Genomic DNA, 11,676 nt, shown 5'->3' with positions numbered 1-11,676 from the left:
CTGCTTAGGAGCACAATTAGCTCGCCTGGAAAGTAAAATTGCCATTCAAACGCTGCTTAATCGCTTCCCTGATTGCTATCTCGATCGTTCCCGTTCATTAGAGAGAATCGATAGTTGGATGATGTTTGGAATCAAGCAAATGCCTATTATTTTGCGCAAATAATTTGTTCAGGTATGCAGCAATAGCTACGTTATAGGAATAGATCTCATTAAATTCTCATTCTATATTGATACAGTAGGGAAGTTAAAGTTAGAATTAACATATGTGATTCTGTTGTATAATTTTGTATAGAAAAGCATCTAGATCTTCAAACTACGCGGGGGGATACATTTCCTGGTAGACCTTAAAGATGAGGCAGGGAGATAACGATGAAACGAATATTGCTCATCGAAGATGAAAAAAACTTAGTTCGATTTATTCAACTGGAGCTGGAGCATGAATCATTCGAAGTGCAGGTAGCTTATGACGGTAAATCTGGATTGGAATTAGCGCTTCAAGAAGAATGGGACTTAATCCTGTTGGATATCATGCTGCCGGGACTTAATGGCATTGAGGTGTGCCGCCGGATTCGCGCAGCGAAGAAGACACCAGTCTTGATGTTGACAGCCAGAGACAGTGTTGTTGATCGCGTGTCTGGCTTGGATAGCGGTGCTGATGACTATATGCCCAAACCATTTGCTATTGAAGAATTATTAGCTCGAATAAGAGCTATTTTCCGCCGTATGGAATTAGAAAAAGATTCCCCGCGTGCCATGCTTTCTTTTCAGAATATTACGGTTGATGTAGATGCCCATTTGGTTTATAAGGATCAGCAGATCGTATCGCTTACGAAACGTGAGTTCGATCTATTAGTGATGTTCATGAAAAATCATCATCTTGTTTTAACGCGTGATATGCTTCTGGATCAAGTGTGGGGATATGATTCTTTGGTCGAGACGAATGTGGTCGATGTCTATGTGCGATATTTGCGAAACAAACTTGGTTATAACGGTGAAACTAGTTTAATTCATACAATACGAGGAATAGGATATGTCATGAGATGATTGAACGTCTAAGAATGAGACTGCGACGTCTCCCGATCAAATGGAAGCTCATGTTAGGAGCTACGGCATTAATCTTTTTCATATTTTCAACCTATAATTTGGCCCAATATGTCGTGCTTAAACAGTGGATGATGAAGCAAGAGGAAGATCAAATGCAAGTCAATATGATTCAGCTTGAAGACTATTTTCACGAGAAATTAACGAAATCAGAGACCTTGCAAGTGACGGATAGCCGATCTTATTTGGAGAAAATAATTGGGAAAAATCAGTTGATACGCATCCTTGATAAGGACGGAAGTACGCAGCTCACTGTCACAAACCATTTTAATGAAAGCTGGGTTTCACCGAAGTCAATTATTTCGCCAGAGCTTTTCGACATTACCTATCAGCAGGAGCATATTCTAATCTATAGGAGTCCACTAATAACCTCTGGGTTTGTTGGGACGATCGAGCTGGCAAGCAATTTGGAAACATTCGATCACTTTAGCGAGACGATATTGTGGGTGATGTTAATCGGCGGGATATTGGCTATTTTCATAAGCGGAATCGGTGGTTTAGCCATTGCCCGGCAGTTCATGCGTCCTATTCGAACGTTGGCATCGACGATTCTGAGCGTGAAAGAGAATGGACTTAAGGAGCGGGTTGTTCAGTTAGAAAATGGGGATGAATTATCCAGTTTAGCGAAGCTCTTTAATGAATTGATGAATCAACTCGAAGCGTCCTTTCGTCAACAGAAGCAATTTGTAGAAGATGCTTCTCATGAACTTCGAACGCCTATAACCATTTTGGAGGTGTTAGATAACGCTGTTAAATACACGAACGAAGATAAGAGAATTAACGTTGAGGGAATCACCCTAGACAAAGAGATTCAAATCACCATAACAGATCATGGCGTTGGAATTCCTCAAGAGGAATTAGCTTATATTTTCGACCGCTTCTATCGAGTGGATAAGGCAAGAAGTCGTGAGATAGCAGGAACAGGACTTGGGTTAAGCATTGCGAAGCGACTCGTGAACAGTTATCAGGGAGAAATAACGGTCAGCAGTCAGGAGAAGATCGGAACAATAGTAAGTATGAGATTCCCCACTTTGTAAACTTGTCCAATCTTTCATTTCTCATTTTTTCTCATCTTCCTCAAGGAATCGTTTGGCTTGCCTTGGCAGCGTGCATTGCTTTCTCAAGAGTATGGACCGGGGTTCATTATCCATCCGATGTATTGGCAGGAGCAGTGCTGGGAATAGCTGCCGCGGCTGCGGTACATCAATTATTCAGTAGGGTTCCAAAAGCACGAAACAGGTTAAATCGCGTTATTCATTGGTATGAAATAGTGGAGGGTAAAATTTGGAGGAAGAAAGTCGTTAGCAAATTCATGACAGATACAGAATAACTTTTCATCCGGGAGAGTGTGATCGGCATGATCAAAGTGCTTGCTTCCATACTAATTATTATGTTCGTTTATACAATTTTACCTACACTGATGGTTCGTTTAGGTGGATTCGGCGTATATTGCAAAGGGAAGAAGAGGCATGGGATTGCTCTGACGTTTGATGACGGCCCAGATCCGGAGTATACACCGCAATTACTTGACCTTTTGCGAACATTTCAAATCAAATCTACGTTCTTTGTGCTTGGTTCCAAAGCTGAAAAATATCCAGAACTGATCCTAAGAATGCATAAAGAAGGACACTTGATAGGGATTCATAACTATGTACACTGGGCTAATGCATTGATGACACCCAAAAAAGTTAGGCAACAACTACATGACTCCGTAAAAGCAATTGAAAACATCATCGGTATCCGACCTATTTATTACCGGCCGCCATGGGGGATTATCAATATATTTGATTTGTTCTTACTAAAGAGATTTCGATTAGTCTTATGGTCGTTAATGGTTCGTGATTGGAGCAGCAGTGGAGGCAAGGAAAGAATCAAATACAAGTTGCAGACGAAATTAAAGCATACGGATATCATCGTGCTGCATGATAGCGGGCAGACTTTCGGCGCTGATCATAATGCGCCAATGTATATGTTAGAAGCTTTGGGCGAATTTCTGGAAGAATACACACGGCGTGGGTTCACTTTTCTTCGAGTTGATAAGCAGATTCAAGTAGACGATCATTGGATAAGAGGAGCCTGATTTTTTAGCATATGCAAGAAAAAGAGTAATCCTGCCATATAGAAGAGGGCCTCCTTCAGTTGCGAACTGAAGAGAGGCCTTTTGATCATATCAGTTAGTTAAGGACTCGACGGGCTGTTTTGTAATTTTTACTCCACCATCCAGTGTTCATATCAGAAATCGTAACACCAGGGCTGCCRTACGTGTGCARAATYTTTCCRTTACCTATATAGATACCAACGTGRTGAATTGGTGAGTAGAAAAAGACAAGATCACCAGGTTTAAGCTGATTTCTAGCCACGTAAGTCCCTACCTGTGACTGCTGTTTCGACGAACGGGGAAGACTGATCCCATWYTTGCYATAYACATATTGCGTAAAAGATGAGCAATCAAAAGAACTRGTRYTGCCTTTTRWAGCACCGAATTTATATYTCACTCCTAGATATTGTTTACCAGTTGYMATGATACTATTTGCTTTCCCAGAAACTGCTGTCGCAGCAGCTGTTGTAGAGACTGCACTTGCAGCTTGTGCGGATTGCGGCGCCATAATTAGGTTACCAGACGCAAATAAGGTTAAACTAAGTGTGAGTCCTAATAGCGATTTACTTAGGCGGTTCTTTGTCATGGTGTTCATGAGTGGACATCCCCCTTCAGGATCGTGTTTTAGGTTTTCACCTGGTACAACCTTAACACATCCGCAATGACCTATAGATTACCAGGCATGGGGGAATACTAGTAGCAATCAAGCTTTCAGGACAATCATTAGAAGATCATGAGAATCGGATGAGCAGAAATACCTTGACAATCCGGTTAAGAAGGAAGTACTTGTTTGTAATCTTCCTCTCATGTTCTTCTTCCGTTCCTGTGATACGATCAATGCGAGGCAGGTGAAGAGAAATGAATCATCATTCCATGATCATGTTAATTACCCATTACGGTTATGCGGGTATCTTTGTAGCACTCTTCATTGGAATTGTAGGAATACCCCTTCCGATCGAGATTATCCTGTTAGGAGCAGGTTATATAGCGGTTAAAACGAATCTGCAATTAGGCGGAATCATTGGCTTTGCTTGGCTTGGAGCCTGTGCTGGGATGACGGTTAATTACTTTCTGGGACAGAGTATCGGATTGAAGCGAATTAGCAAAGTAACCAAGTGGATCAAGCTTACCGAAAGCAGATTAGAAAGTTGGGCCATGCATTTCAAAAAGCATGGAGCCATCTTATTATTAATAGGATTTTATGTAGCTGGACTTAGACATGCTGCGCCTTTCATTGCAGGGGCTACAAAGATGCGGTTCACTAAATTCATGAGTATTTCGTATTTTGGAGCAATGGCATGGATTCTAGTGATTGTTTTTCTGGGTCAAAAGCTCGGGAAAGTGTGGCACCACGTATGGGTGCATGTCCATCATCCCATGTGGCTGATCGTCGCGGCTTGTATAGTCGGTCTCAGCTTGTTAGCAATTAAAATGAGGGTACGTCAACGCAGATTTTCCTCATAAAAGTAAAATACCTCTAACTCTCCGATCGAGAGAGCTGGAGGTATTTGCTTTTTGAAACTGTCATTTACGATTCCTTTTTCCTATACACTCTTTCTGGACGTCCGACGACGCCATAGGAAAGATCGGCGAAGACCTCGCCCGAAGAGACCAAATACTCCAGATAACGGCGTCCTGTCGAGCGGCTGACGCCAATTTCTTTGGCAATCTGATCTGCGGTCACGCCACTTGCCGCTGTAGAAATCGCTTGAACGATTTTGACAAGCGTCAGTTTGTCGATGCCTTTCGGGAGGAATGGAGCCTCAAAGCGGGACTCCTTCTTGCCCGAACCGGATAATAGGCGATCTACATCGCCTTGATTAATCGTGCTGCTGGTATTCAATCGATTCAGCTCGCGATGAAAATCCAGATACCGCAGCAGCGTTTCCTGCAGCCGGTTGAAAATAAGTGGCTTCATGATATAGTCGAACGCTCCGCTGCGAACGGCTTCTTTGATAGTCTCCACTTCCTTAGCCGCGGTAATCATAATGACGTCGGTATCCCGGTAATGTTGTCGGATATAAGAGAGCATATCCAATCCATTGGCATCTGGAAAATAAACATCAAGCAGGACGAGATTAGGTCGTAAGATATCTAACTGTTCTTTGGCCTGCATCTCGTCCGTAGCAATTCCGACAACGTGAAAGCCTTCTACTTTTTCAATAAACCTACGGTTAATTTCAGCGATCTTCACATCATCCTCGATAATCAAAACTTCAATTGTCGGTTGTTGACGTTCCAGTTTCATGGATAGGACTCCTTGCTGTGGGAAAGGGATGTTTGGGTATGGCGACGATGAAGATGGTACCGCCTACCGGATTTTTTTGATAAGTGATGTAACCATTCAGTTTGTGTACGGCATGCTGGACTAACGCGAGACCTATGCCTCGATGTTCGCCTGTCTTCGTTGAGAATCCTTTGGTAAACACTTCATTGCCCACTTGATCAGAGATACCAACACCCCGGTCCTCGCATTCAATAATCAAATCTTCACCTAGATCGGTTAAAAATAGTTTCACAAGAGGGGTTACATGTTCCCCGCCAGCCAGAACGGCTTCCATGGCATTATCAACCAAATTACCGATAATAGTGACGAGCAAATTGCGATCGATAGCCTCTGGAATATCCGCAAACGAGCTTTCATGGTCGAGCTCAAACGTCAGTTTAAGCTCCTGAGCATGATTAAATTTGCCAATCAGCAGCCCCCCAATCATCGGATCAGGGATTTCATGCATAATGAACTGAACCCAATTCTGATGAACGTCCGCTTCCTTGGAAATGAGATCGACAGCTTCTTGATACGATTCCAGCTGGATAAGCCCGGAAATGACATACAGTTTGTTCGAAAATTCGTGCGTCTGAGCTCGTAGAGCTTCTGCGAAGCGTTTCACTTGTGATAGCTCCTCAGCCAAGCGGTAAAGATCGGATTTGCTTCGAAAGCTGGAGACGGCGCCGGTTACGCCATGTTTCCTACTCACGATGGGCACACGATTTACGATGACGTCATGGTCTCCAATCAGCATTTCATGGTCGAACTCGGCTTCCCCTGTTCGTACTACCTCATTCAGACGCGTATTGGGGATTAAATCTTCAATGTGTCTGCCTGTAATCTTTGCGCTGAGGGGCAGTTCTAGAAGCTGCAAGGCATAGCGGTTCGCCATTGTGATGATGCCATCACGGTTTACCGCTATAATCCCTTCACGAATGGTTTGCAGAATAGCCTGTTTCTCCGTGTAGAGTTCACCAATTTCCTTGGGTTCTAGCCCATGTATAGAACTTCTGACGTTGCGTGCAATTAGCACAGAACCAATAAGTCCAACAATAAGCACGATGAGTGATATTAGCTCAATGCGTGATTGATAAACAGTCGTAAGGGTGTCAATATCCTTGGTCAGAAATCCAACGGAAACGATGCCGATTACGGCGCCGTGATCATCTAGAACAGGAGCTTTCCCACGGAGGGAGGGGCCAAGGGAGCCAACCGCCATGGAAATAATCGATTGTCCCTCTAGTACGGGGCCGTTGTCGCCGCCGACCATCTCTTTGCCTATTCGTTCGGGAAGAGGGTGGGAATAGCGAATGCCTTCGCGATTCCCGACCACGATGTACTCGGCATCTATTTTTTCACGGACATTTTCGGCGATAGGTTGGATGATGGTGGACGGATCGGCTGTTTGAAAGGCGTGACGAATTTCGGGCATACTGGCAACGGTCTCTGCAACCTTGAGCGCGCGCGTTCCGATCTGATCTTCCAGAGCTGTAGTCATGATGTAATAAAAGATGCTGCCTAAACTGACAATGACCAAAAATAGGAGAGAGCAAATAATCAAAATCAACTTTGTTTGCAGCTTCATTGCCAAATAGGCCCCCTTTTTTGCTTGTATTGTATCATAAAGCGCTATCATTTTGATGGTTATAGGGTGTCCGAGTCCGTGAACAATATGAACAAAATGGTCAAAACAACGTTAATACAACTAATCTCCATAAACTTCCCAAGAAGCACGGACGGATGTTATTCTGAAAACGCTTCAAAGAAAGCGCATACAAAAAAATGAAATCCAACGATGGAGGGGTTCTTTTGATAAAACAGCTTGTGACAGGATCGTGGAAAGTAACGGCAGTTAGCCTTCTTGCCGTTAGTTTGGTGGCTTGCGGAAGCAACGCAGCCAAACCGGCGGCAACAACAGCAGTCGCGGATAAAAGCAAGGAGTCCGTGGCGAAATCGAATTATCCGGAGAAAGCGGTTAGCATTATTGCTCCTTCGGGTGCTGGCGGCGGTTGGGACATGACAGCCCGGACCATTGCCAAGGTATTAACGGAAACGAAAGTCATCGATAAACCGGTTACCGTTGAGAACAAACCTGGCGGCGGAGGCACTGTATTCATGGCAGAGTACGCGACGAAAGACGTGAAAGACAATTACAAGCTGTTTGTCAGTTCACCTCCGATCCTGATTAATCATTTGAAAAAAGAAGGCAACACACCGTACGGTTACAGCGATACGACGCCTCTAGCACAGCTGACCAAAGATTACGGCGCAGTTGCCGTAGCGGCAAATTCGAAATACAAAGATCTGAAATCGCTGCTCGACGATATGAAAGCTGATCCAACGAAGATTACCGTTGCCGGAGGTTCGGCTCCCGGATCAATGGATCATCTCGTTTCCATTCTTCCAGCCTTTAAATATGGCATTGACCCGAAGAAGGTCAAATATGTGTCTTATGACGGTGGTGGAGAAGCCGTTACAGCGCTGCTTGGCGGAAATGCCGATGTGTTGGGGACAGATGCTTCCTCCTTGGATCAATATGTGAAAGCAGGTAAGATCCGCATCCTTGCTGTTGCCGCGCCGGCCCGTCTAGGTGGCAGCTTCAAGGATATTCCAACGATGAAAGAACAAGGCGTTGATGCGGAGTTCATGATCTGGCGCGGCTTCTTTGGACCGAAGAACATGAGTGCGGATGCCAAAAGCTACTGGGAAGCGACGATTCAGAAAATGGTAGAGTCCGAAGCTTGGAAAAAAGAAATGCAAGCGAACAGCTGGGAAACTGATTATAAGAAAGCTGATGAGTTCAAAGGTTTCTTAAGCCAGCAAGAAACCCAGCTTAAAGACATGCTGACAGCGCTTGGCATGCAGAAATAGAAGGCAAAGGAGAAGAGGGTTCTCTTCTCCTTTGCTCTTGGGAGGAAGAGAGATGAATACGATGTTTGACCGGTATGCCGGCATCGCCTTTTTCGCCGTTGGTGTGGCGTTTATTATTGGTTCCTTAGGTATTTCCACCAGCGCTTACGGGAGTAATGTTGGTGCCAACATTTTCCCCATGTTCCTGGGCTCCTTCCTGTCATTGATGAGCATTCGTCTCATATATGAGACCTTTCGCAAACAGCGTGCAGAAAAAAGCAAAGAAAACTTGGATTACAAAAGATTCGGTATCATTTTTATCGCAGCGGTCTTATATGCCCTATTCCTTGAAGAAATCGGCTTCGTCATTTCCACTTTTCTGTTCTTGATGATTGGGTTCCAAACGATGCRAAAGGGGAAGGTGTGGGTTTCCTTTCTCATTGCCGCGTGTTTCTCTTATGGTGTTTATTATTTGTACGTCAATGTGCTGGATGGATCGCTTCCCGGATTCCCAACATGGCTAGGGGGAGTTTAATATGAGTACAGTTGATTATGTGCTACACGGTCTAGGCACTGCCATGCAGTGGCATAATGTCATTTTCGTATTCCTCGGAGTATTAATTGGTACCGTCGTTGGGGTGCTTCCCGGAATCGGTCCGATGAGCGGCGTAGCGCTCTTAATCCCGATCACCGCAACAATGACTGCAGGCTTAAGTCCAGAGGATGCAGCAACAAGTTCAATCATTTTGCTGGCAGGAGTATATTACGGCGCGATGTATGGGGGTTCGACGACATCGATCCTTCTGAACACGCCGGGGGAGTCATCGTCTGTCGTTACAACGCTGGATGGTTACCAAATGGCTAAGCAAGGCAGAGCAGGGGCAGCGCTTGCGATCTCAGCAATCGGTTCCTTCGTAGCCGGGATTATTTCGTTAATCGGGTTGATCTTCCTGGCTCGGCCCTTATCAGCAGTAGCTATTAAATTCGGACCAGCCGAATATTTCTCCCTCATGGTGCTTGGGCTGCTTGCCATTAGTGGACTAGCCGGCAAATCCATGGTGAAGGCGCTCATAATGACGGCTTTCGGTCTATTGCTTGCGACGATTGGCATTGACAGCGTTTCGGGTGTGGAGCGATTCACTTTCGGCATTCCAGAGCTGTATCAAGGCTTGGAGTTCCTAACGGTCGCCGTCGGTACCTTTGCTGTTGGGGAAGTGTTTAAAACAATTCTCCAGCGTGAAGGCAACGATGGCGAGCTGGCCAAAATCAATCGCATACTGCCGACGAAGCAGGATTTGAAGGACAGTGCGGCACCTATTGCACGCGGTTCTGTGCTCGGTTTCTTTATTGGCTTGCTGCCAGGCGCAGGCGCCATTCTTGCTTCTTTTTTTGCCTATATCGTGGAGAAAAAAATTAGTAAAAACCCTGAGAAATTCGGCAAAGGAGCTATTGAAGGCGTAGCCTCGCCGGAATCTGCGAATAACGCCGCCTCCGGTGGTGCGATGATTCCGCTATTAACATTGGGAATTCCTTCCTCAGGTACCACGGCGATTCTGATGGGGGCTTTCATTATGTACAATGTACAGCCAGGTCCCTTGTTATTCCAGGATCACCCGCAGCTTGCGTGGGGCGTCATTGCCAGCATGTTTGTCGGCAATCTTATGCTTCTGGTACTAAATATGCCTCTGGTTAAAGTGTTTGCTAAAGTGATTGAAACACCGACGAGATATTTAATTCCATTAATTATCGTCTTTTCCGTATTTGGCGTATACGCGGTTCAGTATTCGACTTTTGATTTGATGCTCATCATGGGTTGCGGTCTGGTCGGTTACTTCCTGGCTAAAAATGATTATCCGTTGGCGCCGTTAGTACTCGGTCTTATTCTCGGTCCAATGATGGAAAACAATATGCGAAGAGCGCTTACCATCTCTAACGGCGATTTCATGATTTTCCTGCAAAAACCTGTTTCGCTCGTGTTCCTGATTATTGGGGTTCTGTGGATTTGCATTCCCCTGATGATGAAATTGAGAGGCAAAAATGTTCTTGTGAACGAGGAAGGATAAAACACGGGGGGTTCAAATGAAACAAACAATGGGTGGTAAAAACATTATTCTACGTTTGGAGCTTCAGACGGAGCAGATCCACTTCGGTCAATTGATTACGGTCATTACAGAAAACGGCGGGGACGTTATCGCAATTGACGTCATCCAAACTGGTGCGAATTGGACGGTTCGCGACATTACCGTGTCCGCTACGGAGCAAACTCAGCTGGATAAGATAACAGCAAGGATGAAAGATCTTGAAGGCGTGCGGCTCGTTCACGTGTCTGACCGCACCTTTTTGCTCCATCTCGGTGGCAAAATCGAGATGAAACCCAAAGCACCCATTCAAAACAGGGACGATCTCTCCCGGGTGTACACACCGGATGTCGCCAGGGTTTGTATGGCTATACATGAGAATGAGGACAATGCTTACAAGCTTACGATTAAGCGTAATACGGTCGCCGTCGTTTCCGATGGCAGTGCAGTTCTCGGGCTTGGCAATATCGGGCCATATGCGGCGATGCCGGTTATGGAGGGCAAGGCCATGCTGTTCAAACAGTTTGCAGATGTTGATGCGATTCCCATTTGCTTGAGCACTCAGAACACGGATGAAATCGTTGCGACAATTAAGCATTTGGCGCCTGGCTTCGGCGGCATTAACCTGGAGGATATTTCATCACCGCGATGCTTTGAGATTGAAGAGAGGCTGCGCACGGAATTGGACATTCCCGTGTTTCATGACGACCAGCATGGTACAGCAGTCGTCTTGTACGCAGGGCTTATCAATGCCCTGAAAGTTGTTGGCAAGCGGATTGAAGAAGCCAAAGTTGTCATTTGCGGAGTTGGTGCAGCAGGCATTGCCTGCTCCAACATTTTGCTGGCAGCAGGCGTGAAAGAGTTGATCGGGGTGGACCGGGAAGGCGCACTAGTTCGCACGGCGGACTATACCAATCCGATGTGGAACGGGTACGCGAAGCGGACGAACCCTAACCTGCGGACAGGCTCCCTTCATGAAGTGATCGATGGAGCTGATGTGTTCATCGGCTTATCTGCGGGAGGCGTATTGAAGCGGTCGGATGTGGAGCGTATGTCGGAACGTCCTGCCTTATTTGTGATGGCGAATCCAACACCTGAGATTCATCCCGACGAAATTGAAGATATGGCCGGCGTTATTGCCACAGGCCGCTCGGATTTCCCCAATCAGATTAACAATGTTCTTTGTTTCCCGGGTATTTTTCGTTCGGCTCTGGACTGTCAGGCTGCCACGATTAATGAAGAGATGAAGCTTGCAGCTTCCGCAGCGATTGCTTCTGTCG

Annotated in this window: 12 protein-coding genes; 9 read left to right on the top strand and 3 right to left on the bottom strand. The window is 45.6% G+C overall.

Annotated elements, in window-relative coordinates:
• Positions 1–369: 369 nt before the first annotated feature.
• The 4 genes from AC1DUA_RS10160 to AC1DUA_RS10145 are packed head-to-tail and all read left to right on the top strand — an operon-like array spanning position 370 to position 3,181.
• Entirely contained in the window at positions 370–1,044 is a 675-nt protein-coding gene (locus tag AC1DUA_RS10160) for a response regulator transcription factor (RefSeq protein ID WP_477499619.1), read from the top strand.
• Positions 1,041–2,138 carry a HAMP domain-containing sensor histidine kinase gene (locus AC1DUA_RS10155; protein ID WP_477499618.1) on the top strand — a complete coding sequence of 366 codons (1,098 nt, stop codon included), beginning with the start codon at positions 1,041–1,043 and terminating at the stop codon, positions 2,136–2,138. Before AC1DUA_RS10160 ends, AC1DUA_RS10155 begins: the two co-directional genes overlap by 4 nt.
• 2 nt (positions 2,139–2,140) lie before the next feature.
• Positions 2,141–2,431, top strand: coding sequence for a phosphatase PAP2 family protein (locus AC1DUA_RS10150; RefSeq protein WP_477499617.1), 291 nt, complete (start codon positions 2,141–2,143; stop codon positions 2,429–2,431).
• Positions 2,432–2,458: 27 nt separating this feature from the next.
• Positions 2,459–3,181, top strand: a complete 723-nt coding sequence (locus AC1DUA_RS10145) for a polysaccharide deacetylase family protein (RefSeq protein ID WP_477499616.1) — start codon at positions 2,459–2,461, stop codon at positions 3,179–3,181.
• Positions 3,182–3,275: 94 nt separating this feature from the next.
• Here the strand turns inward: AC1DUA_RS10145 and AC1DUA_RS10140 are convergent, their stop codons facing one another.
• The gene (locus tag AC1DUA_RS10140; protein WP_477499620.1) at positions 3,276–3,785 is read right to left on the bottom strand and encodes a C40 family peptidase; all 510 of its coding nucleotides are present in this window, start codon (positions 3,783–3,785) and stop codon (positions 3,276–3,278) included.
• 272 nt (positions 3,786–4,057) lie between these two features.
• Here AC1DUA_RS10140 and AC1DUA_RS10135 point away from each other — a divergent pair, with 272 nt between their 5' ends.
• A complete protein-coding gene (locus AC1DUA_RS10135) occupies positions 4,058–4,663 on the top strand; it encodes a DedA family protein (RefSeq protein WP_477499615.1) in 606 nt (201 codons plus the stop codon).
• Positions 4,664–4,727: 64 nt separating this feature from the next.
• On the opposite strand, the gene AC1DUA_RS10130 is transcribed toward AC1DUA_RS10135, so the two are convergent.
• Positions 4,728–5,447, bottom strand: a complete 720-nt coding sequence (locus tag AC1DUA_RS10130; protein ID WP_477499614.1) for a response regulator — start codon at positions 5,445–5,447, stop codon at positions 4,728–4,730.
• Positions 5,416–7,053, bottom strand: a complete 1,638-nt coding sequence (locus tag AC1DUA_RS10125) for an ATP-binding protein (RefSeq protein WP_477499613.1) — start codon at positions 7,051–7,053, stop codon at positions 5,416–5,418. The genes AC1DUA_RS10130 and AC1DUA_RS10125 overlap by 32 nt, the downstream gene beginning before the upstream one ends.
• A 197-nt stretch (positions 7,054–7,250) precedes the next feature.
• On the opposite strand from AC1DUA_RS10125, the gene AC1DUA_RS10120 reads away from it, so the two are divergent.
• The 4 genes from AC1DUA_RS10120 to AC1DUA_RS10105 form a co-directional block, all read left to right on the top strand.
• Positions 7,251–8,339 carry a tripartite tricarboxylate transporter substrate binding protein gene (locus AC1DUA_RS10120; RefSeq protein WP_477499612.1) on the top strand — a complete coding sequence of 363 codons (1,089 nt, stop codon included), beginning with the start codon at positions 7,251–7,253 and terminating at the stop codon, positions 8,337–8,339.
• A 52-nt stretch (positions 8,340–8,391) separates the two neighbouring features.
• Positions 8,392–8,853 (top strand): tripartite tricarboxylate transporter TctB family protein, encoded by a 462-nt coding sequence (locus AC1DUA_RS10115; protein ID WP_477499611.1) that lies wholly within the window; start codon positions 8,392–8,394, stop codon positions 8,851–8,853.
• Between the two features lies 1 nt (position 8,854).
• Positions 8,855–10,381 (top strand): tripartite tricarboxylate transporter permease, encoded by a 1,527-nt coding sequence (locus AC1DUA_RS10110; RefSeq protein ID WP_477499610.1) that lies wholly within the window; start codon positions 8,855–8,857, stop codon positions 10,379–10,381.
• Positions 10,382–10,397: 16 nt separating this feature from the next.
• On the top strand, positions 10,398–11,676 hold a 1,279-nt coding region (locus tag AC1DUA_RS10105), incomplete at its 3' end, for an NAD-dependent malic enzyme (RefSeq protein ID WP_477499609.1).

Source organism: Paenibacillus sp. 01T422, assembly GCF_056398785.1.
This window is presented reverse-complemented; position numbering and strand designations above follow the sequence as displayed.

Coding starts and splice junctions, on each gene's coding strand:
- AC1DUA_RS10160 (WP_477499619.1), top strand. CDS start 370: ATGAAACGAATATTGCTCATCGAAGATGAAAAAAACTTAGTTCGATTT.
- AC1DUA_RS10155 (WP_477499618.1), top strand. CDS start 1,041: ATGATTGAACGTCTAAGAATGAGACTGCGACGTCTCCCGATCAAATGG.
- AC1DUA_RS10145 (WP_477499616.1), top strand. CDS start 2,459: ATGATCAAAGTGCTTGCTTCCATACTAATTATTATGTTCGTTTATACA.
- AC1DUA_RS10135 (WP_477499615.1), top strand. CDS start 4,058: ATGAATCATCATTCCATGATCATGTTAATTACCCATTACGGTTATGCG.
- AC1DUA_RS10130 (WP_477499614.1), bottom strand. CDS start 5,447: ATGAAACTGGAACGTCAACAACCGACAATTGAAGTTTTGATTATCGAG.
- AC1DUA_RS10125 (WP_477499613.1), bottom strand. CDS start 7,053: ATGAAGCTGCAAACAAAGTTGATTTTGATTATTTGCTCTCTCCTATTT.
- AC1DUA_RS10120 (WP_477499612.1), top strand. CDS start 7,251: ATGAAATCCAACGATGGAGGGGTTCTTTTGATAAAACAGCTTGTGACA.
- AC1DUA_RS10110 (WP_477499610.1), top strand. CDS start 8,855: ATGAGTACAGTTGATTATGTGCTACACGGTCTAGGCACTGCCATGCAG.